Annotated in this window: 30 protein-coding genes; 4 read left to right on the plus strand and 26 right to left on the minus strand. The window is 38.9% G+C overall.

Annotated features, from left to right (window positions below):
- Positions 1 to 32: 32 nt before the first annotated feature.
- From BG04_RS01370 to BG04_RS01380, 3 genes are all read right to left on the minus strand, one after another.
- Entirely contained in the window at positions 33 to 605 is a 573-nt protein-coding gene (locus BG04_RS01370; protein WP_034650450.1) for a GNAT family N-acetyltransferase, read from the minus strand.
- A 78-nt stretch (positions 606 to 683) separates the two neighbouring features.
- Entirely contained in the window at positions 684 to 1,892 is a 1,209-nt protein-coding gene (locus BG04_RS01375; protein ID WP_034650446.1) for an NAD(P)/FAD-dependent oxidoreductase, read from the minus strand.
- Positions 1,893 to 2,348: 456 nt separating this feature from the next.
- A complete protein-coding gene (locus BG04_RS01380) occupies positions 2,349 to 2,660 on the minus strand; it encodes a hypothetical protein (RefSeq protein WP_034655067.1) in 312 nt (103 codons plus the stop codon).
- A 516-nt stretch (positions 2,661 to 3,176) separates the two neighbouring features.
- On the opposite strand from BG04_RS01380, the gene BG04_RS01385 reads away from it, so the two are divergent.
- Positions 3,177 to 3,323, plus strand: coding sequence for a YjcZ family sporulation protein (locus tag BG04_RS01385; protein WP_013057978.1), 147 nt, complete (start codon positions 3,177 to 3,179; stop codon positions 3,321 to 3,323).
- A 314-nt stretch (positions 3,324 to 3,637) separates the two neighbouring features.
- Here BG04_RS01385 and BG04_RS01390 read toward each other — a convergent pair whose 3' ends face one another.
- From BG04_RS01390 to BG04_RS01400, 3 genes are all read right to left on the minus strand, one after another.
- Positions 3,638 to 4,084: a GNAT family N-acetyltransferase gene (locus BG04_RS01390; RefSeq protein WP_013084007.1), complete on the minus strand. Its 447-nt coding sequence runs from the start codon at positions 4,082 to 4,084 to the stop codon at positions 3,638 to 3,640.
- Between the two features lie 20 nt (positions 4,085 to 4,104).
- Positions 4,105 to 4,488 (minus strand): MerR family transcriptional regulator, encoded by a 384-nt coding sequence (locus tag BG04_RS01395; RefSeq protein WP_013084008.1) that lies wholly within the window; start codon positions 4,486 to 4,488, stop codon positions 4,105 to 4,107.
- 366 nt (positions 4,489 to 4,854) lie between these two features.
- On the minus strand, positions 4,855 to 5,790 hold the full coding sequence (locus BG04_RS01400) for an aldo/keto reductase (RefSeq protein WP_034650444.1): 936 nt from the start codon (positions 5,788 to 5,790) through the stop codon (positions 4,855 to 4,857).
- A gap of 273 nt (positions 5,791 to 6,063) precedes the next feature.
- Between BG04_RS01400 and BG04_RS01405 the strand changes: the two genes are divergently transcribed.
- Entirely contained in the window at positions 6,064 to 6,279 is a 216-nt protein-coding gene (locus tag BG04_RS01405; RefSeq protein ID WP_013057984.1) for a hypothetical protein, read from the plus strand.
- A 34-nt stretch (positions 6,280 to 6,313) separates the two neighbouring features.
- Here BG04_RS01405 and BG04_RS01410 read toward each other — a convergent pair whose 3' ends face one another.
- The gene (locus BG04_RS01410) at positions 6,314 to 7,234 is read right to left on the minus strand and encodes an EamA family transporter (protein WP_034650442.1); all 921 of its coding nucleotides are present in this window, start codon (positions 7,232 to 7,234) and stop codon (positions 6,314 to 6,316) included.
- 108 nt (positions 7,235 to 7,342) lie between these two features.
- Between BG04_RS01410 and BG04_RS01415 the strand changes: the two genes are divergently transcribed.
- Positions 7,343 to 8,242, plus strand: coding sequence for an AraC family transcriptional regulator (locus BG04_RS01415; RefSeq protein WP_034650440.1), 900 nt, complete (start codon positions 7,343 to 7,345; stop codon positions 8,240 to 8,242).
- 30 nt (positions 8,243 to 8,272) lie between these two features.
- Here BG04_RS01415 and gvpU read toward each other — a convergent pair whose 3' ends face one another.
- The 16 genes from gvpU to BG04_RS01495 all read right to left on the minus strand — a co-directional run bounded on the left by gvpU (position 8,273) and on the right by BG04_RS01495 (position 17,484).
- Positions 8,273 to 8,689, minus strand: coding sequence for a gas vesicle accessory protein GvpU (gene gvpU / locus BG04_RS01420; RefSeq protein WP_013057987.1), 417 nt, complete (start codon positions 8,687 to 8,689; stop codon positions 8,273 to 8,275).
- A gap of 23 nt (positions 8,690 to 8,712) precedes the next feature.
- On the minus strand, positions 8,713 to 9,585 hold the full coding sequence (gene gvpT, locus BG04_RS30515) for a YtxH domain-containing protein (RefSeq protein WP_034650438.1): 873 nt from the start codon (positions 9,583 to 9,585) through the stop codon (positions 8,713 to 8,715).
- Positions 9,586 to 9,621: 36 nt separating this feature from the next.
- Entirely contained in the window at positions 9,622 to 9,924 is a 303-nt protein-coding gene (locus BG04_RS01430; RefSeq protein ID WP_034650437.1) for a gas vesicle protein, read from the minus strand.
- Between the two features lie 21 nt (positions 9,925 to 9,945).
- Complete coding sequence (locus tag BG04_RS01435; RefSeq protein WP_013057990.1) at positions 9,946 to 10,230, minus strand: gas vesicle protein K; 285 nt, start codon at positions 10,228 to 10,230, stop codon at positions 9,946 to 9,948.
- On the minus strand, positions 10,184 to 10,471 hold the full coding sequence (locus BG04_RS01440; RefSeq protein ID WP_016764907.1) for a gas vesicle protein: 288 nt from the start codon (positions 10,469 to 10,471) through the stop codon (positions 10,184 to 10,186). The genes BG04_RS01435 and BG04_RS01440 overlap by 47 nt, the downstream gene beginning before the upstream one ends.
- A gap of 17 nt (positions 10,472 to 10,488) precedes the next feature.
- Positions 10,489 to 11,298 (minus strand): GvpL/GvpF family gas vesicle protein, encoded by an 810-nt coding sequence (locus BG04_RS01445; protein ID WP_016764908.1) that lies wholly within the window; start codon positions 11,296 to 11,298, stop codon positions 10,489 to 10,491.
- Positions 11,299 to 11,565 carry a gas vesicle protein GvpG gene (locus tag BG04_RS01450; RefSeq protein ID WP_013084016.1) on the minus strand — a complete coding sequence of 89 codons (267 nt, stop codon included), beginning with the start codon at positions 11,563 to 11,565 and terminating at the stop codon, positions 11,299 to 11,301. It lies immediately after the preceding gene.
- A 1-nt stretch (position 11,566) separates the two neighbouring features.
- Positions 11,567 to 12,334: a GvpL/GvpF family gas vesicle protein gene (locus tag BG04_RS01455; RefSeq protein ID WP_016764909.1), complete on the minus strand. Its 768-nt coding sequence runs from the start codon at positions 12,332 to 12,334 to the stop codon at positions 11,567 to 11,569.
- 14 nt (positions 12,335 to 12,348) lie between these two features.
- Positions 12,349 to 13,275 (minus strand): gas vesicle protein GvpN, encoded by a 927-nt coding sequence (gvpN, locus tag BG04_RS01460; RefSeq protein ID WP_034650430.1) that lies wholly within the window; start codon positions 13,273 to 13,275, stop codon positions 12,349 to 12,351.
- Between the two features lie 28 nt (positions 13,276 to 13,303).
- On the minus strand, positions 13,304 to 13,570 hold the full coding sequence (gvpO, locus tag BG04_RS01465; RefSeq protein WP_013057996.1) for a gas vesicle protein GvpO: 267 nt from the start codon (positions 13,568 to 13,570) through the stop codon (positions 13,304 to 13,306).
- 75 nt (positions 13,571 to 13,645) lie between these two features.
- The gene (gvpA, locus tag BG04_RS01470; protein WP_013057997.1) at positions 13,646 to 13,912 is read right to left on the minus strand and encodes a gas vesicle structural protein GvpA; all 267 of its coding nucleotides are present in this window, start codon (positions 13,910 to 13,912) and stop codon (positions 13,646 to 13,648) included.
- A 19-nt stretch (positions 13,913 to 13,931) separates the two neighbouring features.
- Positions 13,932 to 14,405: a gas vesicle protein GvpQ gene (gene gvpQ, locus BG04_RS01475; protein ID WP_034650427.1), complete on the minus strand. Its 474-nt coding sequence runs from the start codon at positions 14,403 to 14,405 to the stop codon at positions 13,932 to 13,934.
- Between the two features lie 25 nt (positions 14,406 to 14,430).
- Positions 14,431 to 14,907 carry a GvpT/GvpP family gas vesicle accessory protein gene (gvpT, locus tag BG04_RS01480; RefSeq protein ID WP_034650425.1) on the minus strand — a complete coding sequence of 159 codons (477 nt, stop codon included), beginning with the start codon at positions 14,905 to 14,907 and terminating at the stop codon, positions 14,431 to 14,433.
- Positions 14,908 to 14,967: 60 nt separating this feature from the next.
- On the minus strand, positions 14,968 to 15,228 hold the full coding sequence (gene gvpA, locus BG04_RS01485) for a gas vesicle structural protein GvpA (protein ID WP_013058000.1): 261 nt from the start codon (positions 15,226 to 15,228) through the stop codon (positions 14,968 to 14,970).
- 442 nt (positions 15,229 to 15,670) lie between these two features.
- Positions 15,671 to 16,156: a general stress protein gene (locus BG04_RS01490; RefSeq protein WP_034650422.1), complete on the minus strand. Its 486-nt coding sequence runs from the start codon at positions 16,154 to 16,156 to the stop codon at positions 15,671 to 15,673.
- A gap of 128 nt (positions 16,157 to 16,284) precedes the next feature.
- Complete coding sequence (locus BG04_RS01495; RefSeq protein ID WP_034650420.1) at positions 16,285 to 17,484, minus strand: MFS transporter; 1,200 nt, start codon at positions 17,482 to 17,484, stop codon at positions 16,285 to 16,287.
- A gap of 109 nt (positions 17,485 to 17,593) precedes the next feature.
- On the opposite strand from BG04_RS01495, the gene BG04_RS01500 reads away from it, so the two are divergent.
- Positions 17,594 to 18,463: a LysR family transcriptional regulator gene (locus BG04_RS01500; protein WP_034650418.1), complete on the plus strand. Its 870-nt coding sequence runs from the start codon at positions 17,594 to 17,596 to the stop codon at positions 18,461 to 18,463.
- A 27-nt stretch (positions 18,464 to 18,490) separates the two neighbouring features.
- On the opposite strand, the gene BG04_RS01505 is transcribed toward BG04_RS01500, so the two are convergent.
- From BG04_RS01505 to BG04_RS01515, 3 genes are all read right to left on the minus strand, one after another.
- Entirely contained in the window at positions 18,491 to 18,970 is a 480-nt protein-coding gene (locus tag BG04_RS01505; RefSeq protein WP_034650416.1) for a DUF2798 domain-containing protein, read from the minus strand.
- Between the two features lie 265 nt (positions 18,971 to 19,235).
- Positions 19,236 to 20,480: a glutamate-aspartate/proton symporter GltP gene (gltP, locus tag BG04_RS01510; protein ID WP_034650413.1), complete on the minus strand. Its 1,245-nt coding sequence runs from the start codon at positions 20,478 to 20,480 to the stop codon at positions 19,236 to 19,238.
- A gap of 201 nt (positions 20,481 to 20,681) precedes the next feature.
- Positions 20,682 to 21,020, minus strand: coding sequence for a zinc ribbon domain-containing protein YjdM (locus BG04_RS01515; protein ID WP_013084026.1), 339 nt, complete (start codon positions 21,018 to 21,020; stop codon positions 20,682 to 20,684).
- Positions 21,021 to 21,076: the final 56 nt, after the last annotated feature.

Genomic DNA, 21,076 nt, shown 5'->3' on the forward strand with positions numbered 1-21,076 from the left:
CTCATTATAAATTTTAAATCCGAAAACGTATATCAAAATTTTAAGAACTCGTTTATTTCTTCTATTTCATCGTTAGGGTTAAGGGTAGCCAAGACTTGATGGTCCTCCCATATGCCGTTAATATTTACATTTTTTCTAGCTATTCCTTCCCTATGAAACCCTGCTTTTTCAAGTACTCGCTGAGAAGGCATATTACGAGGCATGACACCGGCTTCAATGCGGTGAAGATTCAGCTCTTCGAACGCATAGCCAACAAGTGCTTTTACGGCTTCTGTTGCGTACCCTTTTCCATTATGATGCTGATCTAGAAAATAGCCGATAAACGCGCTTTGTAAAGATTCGCGCATCACTTGAAAAAGACTAATGGTGCCAATTAACTTATTATTCTCTTTTTGAAAAAGACCAAAATAGTATTCTTCATCGTTTTTCCTCTTCTCTTCGTGACGCTGAATTTTTTCTACTTGGCTCTCTAACGTATAAAAAGAGTCCTCTCGAACCATAGAAAACTGTTCAAAAAAGCCGCGATTGTCCTTTTGCAACTGAAGGCTGTCGTGCGCATCGCTGACAGTTAACGGGCGTAAATAAATAGCGTGACCCTCTATCATACTATGTCTCTCCTCTACTTCAAGAAATGTATGTAAAAAAAAGAAGGCTTTTTTAAAAACCTTCCATTTTCTCACATATTAAACTTTTCTTGTTTGAATGTAAAGTTCTAAATCACTGCTTTTCTTCGTTGTGATATGTTCTGCTATGATTTTAGCTAGCACCATATTATACACCGTTCCGTTATCTCCATATCCGCTTAGAAAGTAACAGTTAGGCATTTCGTCATATATTCCGATGAGGGGAAGGCCGTCATGAGTGCCTCCGTAATAAGCGCTTATGTAATAATCAGCTTCGACTTGAAGATGAGGAAAAAGCTTATTGAACTCTTTTAAAAGTTTGTCTCTTTTATGAACGAGTTTAGCATCACGTTCTTGCGGCACAATCGTGTTTTCATCAAGACCGCCTATAATGACTCGATTATCGGAAGTTGTTCTCATGTAAATATACGGTCGAGCTGTTTCCCAAATTAAATTTCGATTTTTCCATCCTGTAAAATCCTTTACAGGAGTCGTAACGATAGCATAGGAACTTGTGAGTACAGCTTTTTTCTCCCTCTTAAATTCTTGATTTTCATAGCCTCCTGCCATAATGACATGTTTAGCTTTGATTTGTGATTTATTTTTAGTAAAAAATACAGCTTCATCTTTTTCTAACTTTTGACCGACAATTTCTGTTTCTTCAAACATCCGAACCCCATGCTGTTTTCCATACTCTAACAGACCGAGTGTGAAGCTGTAAGGATTCAGCTCTGCATCATTTTTAATAAGCATTGCCATTCGTTTTTTAAATCCATAGTCTTTTTCAATTTGTTCTTCTGATAAGATTTCAGCTTCAAATCCATGCTTTTGCATATAAAAGTAGTCTTTATTTATCTTCGTGATATCTTCTTCATAACTTGCATAATACAAGCTGTCTCTTCTTATAAATTCTGCATTAATCGGAAGTTTTTTAGCTGCTTCCTCAATATCTGTAATAGCCTGTTCACACAGCTTATAATGACGGACTGTTTTTTCTTCTCCAAACGTGTTGACTAATTCGTAAAACAATTTATCTCCTAAATATTGAATAAGAGAGGTATTTACAATTGTACTTCCATGCCCTGCTTTACGTTTATCAACAACCACAACATCAAGCCCCTGCTCACATAAATAGTAAGCACATTGTGCACCTGAACTTCCTCCTCCAATAATAAGAACATCACACTCAATATCTTCCTCTAGAGATGGGTATACAGGCGGCTTCGCTACAGTTGTTTGCCAATAAGGGTTTCCAGATAACAAATCCATGCAAACGTCTCCTTTCTTCTCTGTATTATGCCCAATATAAGCTAATTTTTGCATGCAGCAGTGTGAAAGTATGTGGGTTAAGCTTTTTGAGGATAGTAAGCAGGTGATTAAAGAAGCCATTCATTAAAACTAATCTTCTATACAATAGAAGTAATCATGACTCTTAATACCATGAGCATATAAAGTCCGTGACTAAAGTATTGATAAACATCATGTCGTGATCTTCTGCTTTAGACACAGACCCCCAGTAAGTGCGTAAATATATAACTTCTTCACTACATAAAAAATTCCACGCAAAAACCACCTGGAAACTCACCAGATGGTTTTTTATATTAAGTGGGGTGCACGCTCTGATTAACTGTGGATGGATATAAAGCCTTACGTTCCAAAACAGACTTCTTTATAGAAAAGAATGATGTGAAAATATTTCTTCTGGGATTTTCCTTTTACTTGCGTTTAACAGCCGCAGCCAAAGCCATAGCCGCCGTATCCGCCGTAGCCTCCATACGGGTAACCACCGTAACCGTAACCGTAGCCGCCATAGCCATATGGTGATAACAGTGAGCCTGCTACTAGCCCTCCTGCTAATCCTCCTAAAAATGGACCTCCAAAGCCAAAGCCGAACGGTCTGCCAAAGCCAAACGGGCGTCCGAAACCAAACGGTCTGCCAAAGCCAAACGGTCTGCCAATAAACCTTTCATCTGCTTGTTGAAGTTGATGATGATCTTGAGAATACATAGTAGGTAAAAAATGCATTTCTGAATTCATAAGAGAAACCTCCGTTTTTTTGTTTTTGCTTTCACCCATGAATATGCATTTACCTATTCGCTGTCTTGGGCAAATATCTTGGTTATGCTGAAAATAAGGGAAAAGAATTACGAAAAAAAGAAAATTACTAGGTTTATATGAAAATGAGCTTGATTTCTCTTTAGTACCTAATACATACAAAAAGAAGCGGATCCTGACTTAGAATGGTATAGGGAAAGTACTAACGTGTTTATTTCATAGTAAAAAATAAGAAGCCGAAGAAAAAATTCTTCGGCTTCTCCTTCATTATGTACGCAGGCTAAGGAGGAAGTGGTGTTAGCCTGCTTCGTTATAACATGGGGGCTCATATATGAGATCTTGGGATGATTCATCCTATGTAGAAAGTGAAAAAAAGTACCGTGTCCATCTTATTTTCTTATCTTTTTTTATTTTCATTAAAATCATTGGATATTTTTGGAGCACTTTTGCATTTCAGGCATATGTTAAAAATGTACTCAGAACTTGGAGGTGAAATATATGGGCTTCTATGGTGGCTGTGGTTATGGCGGTTACGGTTACGGCGGCGGCTGCGGGTTTGGCAGTGGCTTTGCTTTAATCATCGTATTATTCATTTTATTAATCATCATCGGCTGTGCTTGCTGGGGAGGATTTGGCGGTTGCTAATCATTAGAAATAGTGATGAACAGCTTCATTTCCGCTAATTTTTTCACCAAAAGCTAGCTTTCCGCTTTATTATGAAAAAGCAGTGTCCACATAATGGGCACTGTTTTCAAATGTGCTTATGAACCAGGTCATAATAAGACTAGCCATTATAAAAAAATAGACTTTTTTAATCTGCCGTTTCTTGTCTATTTCTTCCCATCACCTTATTTTTCTTGTTCATACTTCCTTTTCTTCTACATATTAATAGATAAAAAGATTAATTAAAAAGAGAGTCACTCTGCAACTCTCTTCCTGCTCTATGTAGATACTAAACATTAAACAAACGTTTTTTTCAAGACAACGCGCTGATCATTGACAGTATAGCCGTTTCTTTCATAAAAAGCCTGTGCAGCTCCTCCAGTCGCCGTCAAGAGATACAAGCTGTTGATATCGTGTCTTTGAAGTTCGTTCTCAAACCGGCTTAAGATAGCTGAACCGTACCCTTTTCCCTGCGCGCTTGCACTGACGCAAAGCTCGGCCACGTAAAAGGTCATACCGCTGTATGATTTTTTTGCGTGACCTGCAATCATTCCAATCAACTCTCCTTGGTCATAAAATAAATAGCCCATAAATTTAGGTGTGTTCAGTAAATCAGTCAGCCTTTCTCTAGCTGATTTCTCTGTCCACGGCTCATTCCAAGGTTTTTTTGTAAATACATTCATATACAAGTTAATGCACTGCTGCATATTCTCTGCAGTGAGAGGTACTACTTTTCCGATCATTTTTACGCTTCCTTTTTTGTTTAGTTTGAAGGCTTGTTAACAATTCGCTCGTACATTTCCGGCAGGTGCTTAATTTTATAATCAATCGTCTCAAGCTTATGATGGATTTCTTCGATTTCTTTTTGCACTGCTTTTTTATGATCCACCAGCATTTGCAGACTTTTATCAAGCACGGCATTTTCAAGCGTACAGTTTTCAATAAGCGTCCGAATGTCCTTGATTTGCATACCTGTGCTTTTTAAACAGCAGATTAAATCAATCCATTCAATATCTTGTTCTTTAAAAATACGATTCCCTGACGCTGTACGATCTAAAAATGGAAAAAGCCCTTCTTTATCATAATAGCGAATGGTATAAATTGTCACGTTCAATTTTTTTGCCACTTGTGAAATGGTATACGTCATACTGCTTCCTCCTACACCTTAAACTTTTCAGAAAAACATGATGAGTTTGTCTTGACCTCTAGTTATCTCGAGGATTTATTGTTTTATAGTCTTCTTCATTACGCTCTTTATGCTGCAGGTTTTTTGTACAAGCAGCAACATATATTTAAACCCGAAAGGATGAATACGATGAATACTGCTCACATGATGCTTACCATTGTAATTGGCGGTTTTATTGCCTTTTTGTTAGGTCTTGGCGTTACAAAAATAATTGAGCTGCTGCTAAATTATTTTCTAGCTTAACCAGTAGTTACTTATCGTAAAACGCAGGTAACTCCGTTCCATATCCGAACGGAGTTACCTGCTTTATTTTAAGAACTGCAGCTCTTAAGGCACCATGTTGCCAGCGGCTTTATAAATATCGTACCACTCTTCGCGCGTTAACTTGATTTCTGAACCTTTACTTGCATCTTTCATACGCTGAATATTTGTAGTACCAAGCACCACTTGAATATTTGCAGGATGAGTTGTGATCCACGCAACGGCGATCGCTGTATTCGTCACGCTATACTTACTTGCGATGCGATCAATCACTTCGTTTAGCTTTCCAAATTTCTCTTTGTCGCCTAGGAAAGGTCCTTCGAAAAATCCGTTTTGGAATGGCGACCACGCTTGAAGCGTTATATCATTTAAACGGCAATATTCAAGCACGCTGCTGTCGCGGTTCACAGCTTGGTCGATGCCCATATTTAAAGAAATACCAGAGTCTATAATTGGCGTATGTGCAATGCTGAACTGCACTTGGTTTACGACAAGCTTTTGGTTGATATATTTTTCAAGCAGCTGAATTTGCGCTGGGTTGTGGTTCGACACACCGAAGTGACGTACCTTTCCGCTGCTTTGAAGTTCATTAAACGCTTCTGCTACTTCTTCAGGATCCATTAATGGATCTGGGCGATGAAGTAATAAAAGATCTAAGTAATCTGTTTTTAAACGCTCTAAGCTGCCGTTAACAGAGTCTATGATATGCTTCTTTGAAAAGTCATAGTAATTTTTCGCTGCGTTAATGCCGCATTTACTTTGAATCACCATTTTCTCACGAAGACTTGAATTCATTTGTATAGCGTTTGCAAAATACTCTTCGCATTGTCCCACATAATCAGGACCGTAAATATCAGCATGGTCAAAAAAGTTAATTTCTTCTTCCATCGCTGTGCGGATTAGCTTCTCTGCTTCTTGTAAAGAAAGCTCTGTTAAACGCATATTTCCCATAATCAAATTTGATACGTGTAAGTCAGTATTAGCAATTGTATGATACTTCATATAAAGCCCCTCCTTGAAATGATACTACTACAAGATAAACCATAGAGTTAACTCTAGGTCAAGCAGAAAGAATAAAAGATTTTATAAGCAGCGACGGTAAAACACCCTATCTTTTTTGGTAAAAAGATGAAATACTAGGTTGTGGTGTGATAAAAGTCACTGCCGCTCTGCATTTCATTTAGTAGTATATGTTACGTTCTTTTCTTCCTTTTTATCGAAGCTTATTTCATAGTAATACATCAATTTATCAGGCAAAGGAGCTTATCAAACACTATGCAGAAAACGAAAGCAAAACGATTTGAAATACAGTATTCCGTTCTAAAAGATGAAGCCAAAATCAAAGGAACTTTTGTGATAGAATCTGCTAAAAACCGAGATGACGCATCAAGACTTGCTAAATTAAATGTCTCTACAAAAGAAAGAGTGTTTATTCAATATGTAAAGATTTTGAAAGTCAAACGAGTTTCTACAGATTCGGCGGCAAAGTGACATTGGTTTGCTTCTTTTTTTAGCAAGCCCCTATTTATGCTGAAAGTGTCGTCTTAGATGATGCTTGTTTCGTTCGTGTGAGTAATAGAACTAATCCAATAATACAAGCTGTGCCTATCCATTGATAGAAACCAAAAGGTTCTTTCAGCCAAACAACGGTTGTAATAACCGCGGCTAAAGGCTCTAAACTTCCAAGCAAACTCGTTTCTTTAGGTAAAAGACTTTGCAGGCTTTCTACATAAAACCAAAAAGCAAGCATCGTGCCAAAAATAATGACAAATAAAATATATCCGCAGGTTATTGGTGATAAGCTTGACGCTTCCCAAGGAGGATGAATAAAGCTCATTACGCTTCCCCCAATTACCATTGACCAGCCAACGATGACAAGCGAACTGTACTTTTTGATCAGCGGCACGGCATACAGCGTATAAAATGCTGCTGCTCCACCTGACAGCACTCCCCAAACAACGGCAGATACAGGAACAGACAGCTGAGAAATAGAGCCGTTTGTTAATAAAAAAAAGCAGCCCCCCAGCGCCAGCAAAACAGTGATGACGTCTTGTCGCGTAAATATAGACTGCTTGCGCAAAAGCAAATAAATGATAATCATCACCGGTGATAAATACTGCAGCAGCGTAGCTACTGCTGCATTTCCATGCTCAATAGAAGCCATATACGTATACTGAACGGCGAGCATACCAACTATGGAAAAAACGACGAGCTGAAAAGCTGATTTTCTGTTTTTCCATACTCCAAATACGTGAGAACGATTACTTTTTATACATGAAATCATTAGCAGCAAAAAACCCGCAATGAGCAGCCGGACTGAAACAAGCCAGTCTACACTGATTTCAAATTCTTGAAAAAGCTTTTGAGCAACCGTCCCTCCCATCCCCCAACATATAGCTCCAGTTGTGGCAAAGAAGAACCCTTTTTTTCGGCTGAGATTGTTCATCTTCCATCCCTCACTTTCAGTATAAGAATAGTGTTATAATAAGTGAAAAACGGGGCAAAAAATACGCATATTGCATTAAAAAATATAAATATATTGAGGTGACCATGTATGCCAGCAGCCCATTTTAAAATTGATGAAAACTTAAAAGAGCTAACGACCCATCGCACCGTTGAGCTGCCAGTAGCATGTTATCAAACGACGATCAGTGATCATATAAACGGCTACATCCCTCTTCACTGGCATGATGAGCTTCAATTTGTATTAGTTATAAAAGGAGATGCGTCTTTTCAAATAAATGAAAAAACAGTGACTGTAAAACAAGGCTACGGACTGTTTATTAACAGCGGATGTCTTCATATGACTGAAGATATAAACAAATCCGGCTGCGTGTACATTTGTTTAAATGTTTCTCCTCATTTTCTTGTGCCGCAAGAGCTTTTTACAAATTACGTTTATCCCTACATTCATGCAACGAATCTATCACATTTATTCATCAGTCCAAAGCAATCCTGGGGAAATAACGTGTTAGAGTCTATACATAAGATACACACATGGATTCATAAGCAGCCGCACCACTATGAAATAGAGATTGCCTCTGAACTCAGCATACTGTGGAAAAATTTAATTCTTAACGGGTTGCAGCTGAAATACAATGAAAAAGAAATGATCAAAAATCAGCGGATGAAGCAAATGCTCAATTGGATTCATTTGCACTTTGCTGAAAAGATTACACTTGATGATATTGCCAAAGCCGGACAATTGAGCCGTTCTGAATGCTGTCGATATTTTAAGAAAATGTTAAAAAAATCGCCTTTGACCTATGTATTAAACTATCGAATTCAGCAAAGCCTAGTTATGCTGCAGCAAGCAGAAGCAAATGTGACGGACGTCGCTTATCAAGTAGGGTTTAATAGTACAAGCTATTTTATTAATCAGTTTCGAAAAGAAATGAAGATGACTCCGCTCATGTATCGAAAAAAGAAGCTGCACATTTCATCACATCACTAAAAAACGGCGGAGCAATCACCCCGCCGTTTTTTATGAACTCTTTTTACTCGTTGATTTTGCATCAGAAATCTTTCCTAAGAAAAACCCGTCTACTTCTGCTATTTTCCCTCTCCAAAAGATCTTTCCTTTAGAAGGAGTAGATTTACTGTCTCCACAGTAAATCTTTGTATTTTTCAAATGAATAAAATGGGCTTCTGCTTCTCCGTTTGATTCGCTCGCTTCGCTTGCTAAAGAGAATTGTTCGCTTAGCGCCTGAGCCACTTCGCTGCCTTCTTCAAACGTTTCGCTTAAGTAATCAAAGTATTCTTTTGCTGAAATCATGGTACCGGAAATCACAGCGCCGTTTACATTTAATGAAATATCAAGTGAAAAGCCATGTTTATTAGAAGCTTTCACAAAGTATTCAAGCGTATTGTCTTTAGTTGAAAAAGAAGGGCCTGTACTCATGTCTTTCTTTCCTCCTTTACGCCTTAGGCTGTTGTGTCGTCTTCACTAGAAAGAGATGTTGCGTCATCATCTTCTTCATCCGTGTTTTTCTTTGCTTTTGTATTTTTTGATTTTTTAGCTGTTGACTTTTTTGGCTTCGCTTCCTTTTTTTCTTCTTCGTTTTCATCTTCGTCGTCTTCTTCTGTTTTTACTTTTTTATTTTTTTTGTTTGAGCGAGAATCTTCCTCTTCTTCCTCGCTGTCTTCGTCACTTTCTTCTTCCTCTTCTTGCTCAGCTTCTTTTTTATCCTTTTTACGAGGCTTAGATGTTTCTTCTTCGTTTTCATCGTCCTGCTCGTTTTCTTCGTTTTCTTCGTTCTCTTCTTCGTCGGAATCTGTATCTTCCGTTTCTTGGTCTTGATTTTTATTGAGGCTAAGCTCAACAAGCATGTTCATTTTTTCTTCAAGCTGTGATAAGCGATCTTGAAGAGTTTGATTTTCTTCTTTTAACTCGTCGTACTCTTGAACGTTATCGTCTTCTGTTTCGCTACTAGAAGAATTTACGTTTTCTTCATCATCTTTTGATTTATCTTTATCTTTTTTAAACAAGCTTCCCGCAGATGTTTTCAGGCTGGCCACACTGCTTTTTGATTTTTCTTTTACCTTTGTTCCTAAATCAGATGCTTTGCTTTTTAATTCGTCTGTATCAATGCGGTCAAGGAGACTTTTTCGATTTTCAGGAGTCGATACATATCCAATCGTTGCACCGATGATGCCTCCTGCTACCGCTCGTTTGATTGGCCCGCTGCTTGTTGTTTTGCTTGCTTTTGAACCGTTCTTTTCTTTTGAACCGTTTTCCGTATTTTTATTTTCCTTGTTTTCTGCCTGTGTGTTATCTAATTTTGTTTCAGTTGCCATTGTAAATCCCTCCATTTTTTAAGTAGCATACAGTTTTTAACGTTTCGTTTCCATTTTTTCTTCAAGCGTTTTTAACCGCTCATGCAGCATTTTATTTTCTTCTTCGAGCGCTTTGTTATTGGCTCCTTTTGAACTGAGATAGGGATCATTTTCCCACCAGTCCATGCCGATTTCTTTTGCTTTATCAACCGAAGCCACAATCAAGCGGATCTTTATCGTTAATAGCTCGACATCTGCAATTCCTACGGTGATGTCCCCCGCTATGACGACTCCTTTATCCAAAATCTTTTCGAGCACATCTACAATCGTACTTGACTGCATATTATGTTCGACTGCCATACTGTTCCTCCTAATGACCGCTTAAAGCAGGCTGCCTAGCGGTCCAAGATCAATATTTAAATCTTCTGCGTCCAGACCGAACACCTCTTTCAACTCGTCCATTTTTTCTTCTAAGTTCATTAGTGCAATTCCTAAGTTTTCAATTTGTTCGTCCGTCAACGTTCCACCCTCCACCCGCCTCATGGCATGACGTTCAACGATTTGCCTCAATAGCTCAATAACTGTCATCACAAGCTGCGCTAAGCCTTGTTCAGCTTGATCAGGATCCAAGTGGATTCGTCCATTTGCTTGGCTGACCGGTTGCATCCATTAATTCCTCCTTTTGTTTATCAAATTGTTCAGAAGTGATTGGTTTGCGATTTCCTTCTTTTGCTTGCACCAGCGTTTCAACCGAAGAAATAAGCACCCGCAAATCCAAATACACTAAATCGATGCCGGCTATGGAAATGATTAAGTCTCCTTTAATGGCGACTCCTTTATCTAAAATGACATCTAAAATATCAATGAGAGCAATATCTTTATTCTCCATGGATTCTTTAAGAGACATAATGTTAATTCCTCACTTTACGCAAAGCTCGAGAAATGATAGGGCGGCCATGGTCCCGTCACTTCAAATTTCCAGCCTTTATTTTCAAGCTTTTGCTGAAGCTCTTCTATTTCGGTTACAAACTTAGTGATCTGCAAAGACGGGAGAAGAAACACGCTGTTCCACGCCATCTGTCCAGCTGCGCCCGTTACGTCCTTGCTCCAATTCTTTTTAACAGAGTCATAAAGCGATAATTCTTTAAGCTTGTCATGTATCTCTTCACACACTTTATTTTTGTGAAGTTCTAATTCTCTTTCAATCAGCTGATCTATTTTTTTCTTTTCAAAAAACTGTCTTCCTGGTGATAAGTGACTAATTTCTTCTTTTTTCGCTTTCACGCTTTCATTCGTTTCGCTGATTCCTTTTTTAAGCTCCGTATCATCACAGTAAATCTTCACGTTCCACTCTTCATTTCCTTGAAGCAGCGTCAGTGAATTCTCTATCTTTTCTTTGTTAATCTCAATAGCTGCCTGCAGACTTTCTTCACCTTTATAAATGGTACAAAATTTTAATGGAATGATCGTAAATTCTTCGTACAAAGCGGCTACCGTCTCGTGATGATGAAATGCTTTTTCCTGCAGCCAGCTCATATCCTGCTCCATTTTTTCTTGAATCACTTTTTCTGAATAGGTGTCAGCATCCAGTTTAGAAACGACAGCCGTCACCTGATCAAATGCAATTGGGTACAGTGAATGTTCTCCGTCAAACCCTTTATAAGATGGAAACGGCTCTATGGCTGCTGCTTCTTTTGTTGGAATTAAACCGTATAAATACAGTAATTCTCCCATCTAGGATTCCTCATTTCTTTTTTTTGTTAGCTCTTCCCATTGTTCAATTTCTCTGCGCTTCGCAATTTCGTACCTCATTAACAGTTCATCTTCTTTTTCTTGAAACGCTTCTTCCGGAATTTCACCAAGCTCAAACATCATTTGAAGCTGAATGAGTTTTTGCTGAATCGTCGGAAGGTCATATAACTGTTTATCAGCTTCTTCCTGTACTTTCTCGCCGATTTTCACTACAAGGTTAATAGGTGCGGTTACTAATTTGTGAAGCACGTTATTTCTCTTCTACTTTTAGGCGAATGTTCACAAAATTATAAGCAGGCCAAGGACCGCTGTAATGAAAATCGGCTTTGTCTTTCCAGTTTTCATGCGCTTCATTCACTTTTTCATCAAACTTCGCTTCATCTTCTCGGTTAATTAAGAAAGACGCGTTCAAAAGCATCGTTTCGCCCGTTGGCTCATTTGCTTTTGCTGCTTCCGCTGCTTCTTCAAGCGGTGAAAACACATCTGTTTTGACTTCTTTTTGCAGGGAAGTAAACATCTTTTGAGCCATTCCTCCAAGCTGAATACGCTCATAATAACCGGCTGCTTCTGATTTTCCTTTTACGGATGCTGATACTTTTTCAAGTTCAGGATTTTCGTTTACTTTTTTCTCAAGCCATTCTTTTTTCCCAATTACTTTTAAACCGACTTCAATTTTTCCTTTGATTGCTGGAAACAGCTTTTCAAACTGCGGATAAAGGTTTTCCAAAAGAACTTTTACGTCTTCTTTTGATTTGAATACATTCCCAAAGCTGATTGGAATAACCGTATCGTTCTTGTCCATAATCGCTGCTACTGCGTTTTGATGCATTAATAAATTTTGGCGATTGGGATGATAAATTTTCATCGGTACTTCAGCTGCTACCATAGCTGCGTCTTTGTAGCGAATCAAAAATGTTTCAGCTTTTGTTCCTTCTACTTCTACCGATCCAAATTCTTCGTCTTTATCCGTTTGAATGGCGCTAAAAATATAAATACCTGTTTCGTTTGTTTCACTCATGTTTTCAAGCTCCTTTACTTTTCTTCCGTGTCTATATTCTTACACTCTTCTAAAATGATTTTTTCGGCTTTGCTTTTTGCATTTTCTTCATCCAAACATTTGGTAAGCGGATGATGCAAAATATCCATACATAACGTTTGAAAATCTTCGTCATTTCCATCGATAGCAATGTCTTGCTGCGTGGCGAGAGTAGCGATCATAAGCGAAGCCCGAAGGCTAAGTCCGCTGCTGTTTTCGTCTCCAGAGCGGTTTCGCACGTTTGCTACGAGCGTTACAATTGTGCGCGCTTCGTCTTCTTCTACGTCCGTTTTCTCCGTTAAAATCGCTGTCTCTCTGTCGATGTCTTTATAATCAATAAACATGGTAATTAACCTATCAAGAAGCGCATCTTGCGTATCGTATACGCCGGCATACTCAGCTGGATTGCTTGTGAAGATGACGCGAAAATCAGGGTGCACGCGCACAAAAGGATCGGTCATTTTCACTCCATACAGCGGAAGCACGCCTTCTTCTAATATTGATAGAAAGATATTATTCGTTGCAGGCTTAGACCGAGTAAATTCGTCGTAAATCAGCGTATAGCCATTTTTTACAGCTTCAAGCAATCGGCCATCCTGCCAGTTTTCACTCACTTGTTCATCTTTTTTATAGACAGAACGAACATACTGATCGATTACTTTTTTGCTCGTGTATCCCGTAAAATCGCCAATTAAATCTTTATTGTTGAGCTCGTGATTCCCGTGCATCAGCATTACAGGACGCTTTCTCTTTTTAGCAAGCGCTCGCGCTAAAGAGGTTTTGCCTCCGCCGGCAGGACCTGTAAAATGAATGGAATAGCCGGACTTCAAATAGCTCAGCGCTCTTGAAAGAACCTCTTTTGTCTCGTCATCTTGTATAAAAGCTCCACTGCCTTTTTTCCTTTTGTCTGTTAAGACGGTCATTTTTACGTTCCTCCTGCCATCTTATCGTTTATGCTTCAATGCCAATGGCGCTTCTATATCTGACGTCGAGTCGTTTGAATGAAATGACTTCTTTTTCTTTATTTAAAAAGCACTCGTACGTTCCGAGCATTTCATCTTTGGCGTATTTTTTCATATATTCTCGTTCTTCAATGACTTCAACAATAACTCTCCAGCCTTCATCTTCAGTAGCTTCCACCGAGGTAATTTTATGAGGAGGAGCTACGTGTTCACCGAAAAAGTCGTTCACGGCTTGCATAATTTTTTTAATTTCCATTTTTAGTAGCCTCCAATAGTTAGATCTAAAAGCTGGAACCACCCTCAAAAAAGGAAGGTTCCATATCACTTCATATTAAATACTAAAACGCGGCTGTCCTTCACTTGAATTTGAACGTTCAGGAAGACCGTTTTCTTCTACGTCGTCACGCAGAAGCCCTACTGCTTCTGCGTAGCGTAACCATGTATCAACACTGGCAATAACCACTCGTGCTTCAATCGTTAAAATCTCAATTCCTACAACAGAAACTCTTGCAAAAGCATCAATAACAATTCCTTTATCTAAAATACGGTCAATGACTTCTGCTAAACTTGAACTATTAGTACTTTTTTGAATAGACATATCTCATTTCTCCTTTCGCTTATGAGCCCATTGTTTTTAAATCTGTAGATGATTTAATATCATTGGAACTTTTAATCTTAGTAGAGCTTTTAATATCCGTTGCTTTTTTAATCTGATTTGCGCCTTTTATTTTCCGCTTATTTTTTGACTTCTCTTTATCGTCTGAAGAAGAAACTTTTTCTTGAAAGTTTTCTCCAGCTTCTTTCACATCGCTAAGCTTCTCTTTTACTGATAGTAAGACGTCTTGGAGCTTTTCTTTTGCGTCTTCCCCTTTGCCGTGTACCTTTTGGGCATTTTTCTCTTTTGTTTCCTGCAGTTTTTCTGATGCTTCATTTGCTTTTTCCTGCAGTTTTCCTTCAGTTTTTTCGACAAATTTTTCTTTCGCTTTTTCTTTAACCTTTTCTTCTACCTTTTCCTTAACAGGTTCAGGTGTATGATCGATGATCTTTTTTCCTGCTTTTAAGGCTGCTTTCTCCACATCTTTTTTATCCATGAAATTCCCCTTAAGGACGGATATCCTACTTCTTCGCGTCCATGAGTTTGTTTAGCATCTCTTCAATGCGCTGCAGCTGGTCGTTCATATTTTTATTTTCTTCTTTTAGCTCTTCGTACTGAGACGTTTCCATTTCTGCGCTTTGGCTGACTTCTTCCTGCGCATTTCCCTGTTCATTTGATGCATCTTCTTTTTTCTTTTTAGGTGCCAGCAGCTTGCTTAAATTGTCTTTTTCAAGATAGCCTGTAGCCGTCTGTCTTAATGCTCCCATCGCTTGCTGCGTTAGAATATCCTGTGCGTTTCTTCTTAACTCTTGTCCTGTCGCACGTACAATTTCTGATTGTCCTAAGCGGCTGAGTACTTTTTTACTCGTTTGAGGACTTGAAAGAAGTCCAATTCCCGCTCCTACTACGCCTCCTAAAATAGCAAGATTTAAAGAGTTTTGCGTTTTTTCTTCCTGTTGCTGATTTTCTTGTTTTTCATTTTGATCAGTTGTTGTCATGTTCCATCCTCTTTTCTCTTATTATTATTTATTTAATGAATCTTCTAATGATTAAAAGACTTAAAAGCTAAGCCCTGCTCCTCGCTCCTCTGTTCGGCCAGGCAGCCCTTCTTCCTCTACTTTGTCGGTTAATAACCCGACGGCTTCTGCATAGCGAAGCCACGTATCAACACTTGCAATAACGACTCGTGCTTCAATCGTTAAAATTTCAATTCCTACGAGTGATACTCGGGCAAAAGCATCGATGACAATCCCTTTGTCGAGAATTCGATCAATCACTTCTGCTAAACTAGAACTATCTGTACTTTTTTGAATACTCATTTTAGCAGCTCCTTTCGAAATTTAGCTAAATGAATGATGCTACTAATCAACCTTCTTAACTTTTTAAGTAAACATACTTTTGAAATATACTTTTTAGCTCTCTTTCAAACATGAATAATTTGCTAAAAAGTAATTCCTGAAAATAAATTAGAAAATTATTCTACTACGTATAATAATTAACAGTTAATTATTGGATGAAATTTGCGCTTAAATCCTTCTGTTAAAGCATTCATCAAGATTTCAATCCCAAAATAAAACAATAAATACATTATTGTTACAATAATATTACATTATAATTTAAGGCATATTATTATTCGATACACCATGACGTATTTTGATATTTTTAACTATTATGGAATATTATTGTTAGATTAGTGTATTTAAATCAGTGCATAAAAAAATCTGCCGCACTGCGACAGATTTCTCCTCCATATCATACGTTCTATAAAATCATTCCGGTTAAAGGAGCTTTCGGGTTTCCATCATGATCTGAGTCTTCTTTGTCTACTAAAACAAGCAAGCTGCCTTCTTTGACTGAATCATTATATTGTTCGGCCTGCTGTTTTGGAATTCCCATACTTACTAAAATACCAGACAGACCTCCTACGCTCGCACCAGCTGCCGCACCTGTTAATGTAGCTACAATCGGACCAGCCGCCACAAATGGACCTATTCCTGGTATGGCAAGAGCCCCGGCACCTGCTAATATTCCGGTCAAGCTCCCTAGCGTACCTCCGGTAAGTGCTCCAGTTGCTGCCCCTTCTGCTTTTGTATTCGTTTCTTTCTGAACTTTTTTGGTCTTTTTATGTTTGCCGATGATAGATATTTCTTCTGATGCGTATCCTTCTTTTTTCAAACTCTCTACAGCTTGAATTGCTTCTTGTTCCGTTTCGTATACCCCCACAACATTCTTTGCTTTTGCTTCCATACTATCTCCTCCTCATTAATGTTGTGTGTACCCGGGAGTATGGCTTTGAAACGTTTTAGAGGATAAGAGGTCTTCTCTATTCTTAAATAAATAGCCCTAAATCACTTTTTATTTAGTGACGTTTTTATTTAAAAATGAATAAACTCGCTCTTTTTTAACCATATTCCTCCACAAGCAATGAAGCATGCAACCGTACTAAAAGCCAACGCGTAGCTCCGGAGCCAATCTACAAGGAGCCCGAACCAAATTGGTGCGAGCACGATGGCAAATTGATTGAGCGTTAACGCAATGCTTACCGTTAAACCAATAAAACGATCATCCGCTTTTTCTGCTATTAGCACGATAAACAAACTAAACCAGCCAATTGCAAAAAAACCGAGGCTAAAACAAACTGCAGTTAGTAGCCAAAAAGGCAAAGTAAATCCAATATAAGAAATAGCTATTATTAGTCCTGCAGCTATCCAAACCGTCACTTGCAAAGGAGTTCTTCGATTTCCGTTATACACATAATCACTTACCCAAGCTAAAACAATTCTCCCCACCATTCCGCCTAACAGTGTGATGCTCAGCATGATGCCAGCTGAAGCAAAATCCATCTTTATGGCTTTCGTTAAATAGCTCATAAAGTGCGCAACGAGAATCATTTGAAGAGAAATCATTGAAACACCTACAAAAAACAGCGGATAGAGCGTTTTATCTTGAGAAATGCCCTTGATTTTTTGACGAAGTGTAAATGTTTCCTTTTTTTCTGACGATGATGATTGCTCTCGGTAGAATACAAAAAAAAGAAGGCCTCCTCCGATAGCTGCCGCTGCCTGTACGAGAACAGCCCCATGCCATCCGTATTGATAAAACAGCAGCGGTAATGCTGCTAAAGCGACAGCGCCTCCAATGGGTATTCCCGTTTGCCGAATCCCCATGGCAAGGCCTCTATGATGAGAAGGAAACCACTTCACCACTGCTTTGCTTCCTCCTGGCTGTGCTGTTCCATACCACACGCCTGCTGCGAGAAGTACGCCTGTTAGATACAAATAATGATCAGCGCTATAGGCAAAAAGCATGCTTATCCCCAGCAAAATAGATCCTCCTCCTACAAGCCACCTTTCTCCATATTGATCCATCCAGTTCCCAAAAAGCAGCATGGAAAAAATCGGGCCAATTTGAACAGATGATACGAGCAGTCCTGTTTGAAACTGCGATAAATCATATAGTCTTTGCCAAAACGCTGCCAACGGTCCTACCCCGTACGTGACAAATGTTGCACATGCCTGAGAAAGAGTGGCAACAAATAAAATCATCCACTTATAAGAAGCTTTTTGTCTGCTCATTTTCTCTCCTCCACTTCTACTTTCAGTGTAGAGAAGGAATAGTATCATGTAAAATAAGTAATAAAGATAAAAGTCATCAATAAAAATGATAGCTGAAGGAGGAGATTTTATGGATATAAAAGATTTACTTGTTTTTACAACGGTAGCAGAAGAAAAAAATATTTCAAAGGCAGCCAAAATCTTAAGCTACGTGCAGTCGAATGTGACGATGCGAATTCAGCAATTAGAAGCGGAACTGGGTACACAGCTCTTCCAACGAAGCGGTAAAGGGGTAACGTTAACTTCCAGCGGAGAGCTGTTGCATCGTTATGCTGAACAAATTCTTCGTTTAACCAATGAAGCCACGGCAACTGTGCAAAGCAGCTCGCACACGCCGATAGGACCTTTAAAAATAGGTGCAACTGAATCCACCGCGGCTCTTCGGCTACCGCCTTTGCTTTCTACTTATTGCACTGCCTATCCGGATGTAGACTTCATTTTAGAAACACATACAACCGATGTTCTTATTCACCTGGTTTTAACCCGAAAACTTGAAGGCGCATTTGTTGCAGGCAGCTGTGCACATCCTGATCTAAACTCTTTATTTACTCGAGATGAAGAGCTTGTACTTGTGAGCCGGCATCCTCTTCCTTCTCTTTACAGCCTAAACGATATGAACCTATTAGCTTTCAGCAGCGGATGCGCATATCGACATACGTTAGAAATGCTGTTGACAAAAGAAGGCGTATTTCCAAAACGCATATTAGAATTTGGTACGATTGAAGCCATTATTGGGTGTGTAAAAGCAGGTATGGGCTTAGCTGTAATGATGAAATCTATTGTATCTAACTATAATCATTCATTAACGTTAACTCCGCTGCCGCAGCCATATAGAAAGGTTCCTACTTTTTTTATTACGCGAAAAGATGCCTTTATATCGGCGGCTTTACGTGAATTTTCTTCTATTCTGACTGAACAGCTTTGCACAACAAAACCCTAAGAAAATAGGCGTTCTTAGGGTTTTGACTTAAGCAGCGGCGGGATTCTTCTTAACAAATTTCATAAACAATCCGCGAACTAAAGGTCCCATAATGAGAAGCTGAAGCGGATAGGCTACGATAAAGTTTTTCATAACGATCAACGCATAGCTTGAAAGAAGCGGCTCTCCGTCTAAACCTTTCGTAAGTGACATCGTAATTAATCCGTATACAGACATGAAAAGCACCATTCCAATCACCATACATGATGATAAAATCAACACGACTTTTAACTGTTTAGACTTATCAAACGGCAGTGAAAATGCTACTTTTTTTGCCACGGGACCTACTACGAAAGTTTCGATAATCATGGCAACTACAAATGTGATAACCAAATTCAAAATACCTTCTGCAAGTGTGATATGCCCGATGACATCATTTATGAACATGTTATACATCGTCATCACAAGCACCATCCCTCCGCACATCATCATTCCAAAATACATACTTTCTTTTTTAGTTGTGGGCACATTCCTCATCCTTTTCATGTTTTTTACTTGGCTTAGTATAGCTTTTTATCTTCCTTCTTCGTAAGTGAACATTTTGTGAACATTCATCTAAAAAAATGCCCTGTGATCAAAAAACAGTCACAGGGCATTTTTTTAGACTTAAGCGGCGCGTGCTCTTTTTTTGAGTAGGGCTGAGTATGGCAAATTACTCTAGTCTACATCGTTAATAAATGTTTGGAGATTTAACAAAAAACCCCCGCTTTATGAGCTAAAGCGGGGGTTGGTTTTATAGAGATTCCGTGTGAGATGCAGGCGGAATTGGTGTTTGGGCTCGAAATACTTTTTCCCATTTCGAGACGACGATACAGGCAATGGCGTGACCCGGAACGTTAACTCCTGTTCTGGCCATATCCATGATGCGGTCTACTCCAGCAATAATTGCGACTCCTTCAGCTGGCAGACCTACTGCGTTGGCTGTGGCTAAAAGCACAACAAGTGAACCTGACGGGACAGCCGCAATTCCTTTACTTGTCATTACTAGTATAAGCATCATAAATAATTGCTGAGTTAGGGGCATGTCAATATTAAAAGCCTGTGCTAAAAAGACGCACGAAACGGATAAATACAGCGTGGAGCCATCACAGTTTAACGAAAGGCCGGACGGAATAACAAACGACACCACTCGTTTAGGACATCCGTACTTTTCCATCCGCTCCATCAGCTGTGGCAGCACCGTTTCCGTACTTGTTGTTGAAAAGGCAATAAGAAACAAGTCCCAAATCATTTTGAATACTTCAAAGTAGTTGAATTTGAACAAAAACCCAACAAGCGGAAATAAAACAAATAAAATAATAAAAAGACCTAAAAAGACGGTTCCAATTAGCTTTAGCATTGGAAGCAGAAGTGCAATGCCGTATTGCCCTACAGATGCAGCCATTAGCGCTAGTACACCAAGAGGCGCTGTGACCATAACAATTTGCGTTAATTTAAACATAATTTTAGCCGTAGATTCAAAAAATTTCATTGCAGGTTCGGATGCTTTACCGACTCCTGCAGCGGCAACACCGAATAAAATAGCAAAGAAAATCACGGCCAGCAAATCATTTTTTGCCATTACATCTACGATATTCGTTGGAATGATGTTCAAAATCATTTGTTTAAAGTCTACGACTTTGTCGGTGTACTGAGACAATTCACCGATATCTTTTTTAACAAGATGAGAAAGATCGAGGCCTACTCCGGGCTTTAGCAAATTCACTAACAGCAGACCGATTCCTAATACGAGGGTAGTAATGATTTCAAACCAAATAATCGTCTTTAACCCTAGACTCCCCATTTGTTTCATACTGCCGCTTCCCGCAGCACCTATGACGATGGTTGAAAAGACAATCGGCACCACAATCATTTTAATGAGCCGGATAAACCCGTCTCCTACCGGTCTTAAAGCCATCCCAAAGTCCGGGAAAAAGTGCCCGATAACAGCTCCGATTACTAATGCAATTAAAATTTGAAACGCTAAAAACTTTTTCACATTTCTACCTCCCTTTCGCCTTCATGAAACGGACATCCATTCCATTAATATCCAAATTCTCAGACACTTTAAGTAAGTTCGGGACATTTAGCTAGATTCCTTCTAAAATAGACAAATTGGTCTATATATTTCGTTTTATCAGTTAAAATGCATAGAAAAAAGCCAGAGTGAAGTTGTTCTTGATCCTGGCTTTTTTAATTCTTATGCTTTTTTAACAAACTGAGATTTTAAGCTCATCGCTCCAAATCCGTCAATTTTGCAGTCGATGTTATGATCGCCTTCTACTAAACGAATGCTTTTTACTTTCGTTCCGATTTTCACAACCGATGAGCTTCCTTTTACTTTTAAGTCTTTGATGACAGTAACTGAATCTCCGTCTTTTAAAAGGTTCCCGTTTGCATCTTTTACAGTCAGCTGTTCTTCCGTGTTTTCTGTTTTTTCATCTTGTCCCCATTCATGCCCACACTCCGGGCAGACGAACAGGTTTCCATCTTCATATGTATACTGTGATTGACAGCTTGGACAATTAGGTACATTCATTTTCTTTTCCTCCAGCAGCAGCTCGTAACCAATGGTACGATCACGAGATTACATTT

Origin of the sequence: Priestia megaterium NBRC 15308 = ATCC 14581, assembly GCF_000832985.1 — a bacterium.
GTDB lineage: Bacteria > Bacillota > Bacilli > Bacillales > Bacillaceae_H > Priestia > Priestia megaterium.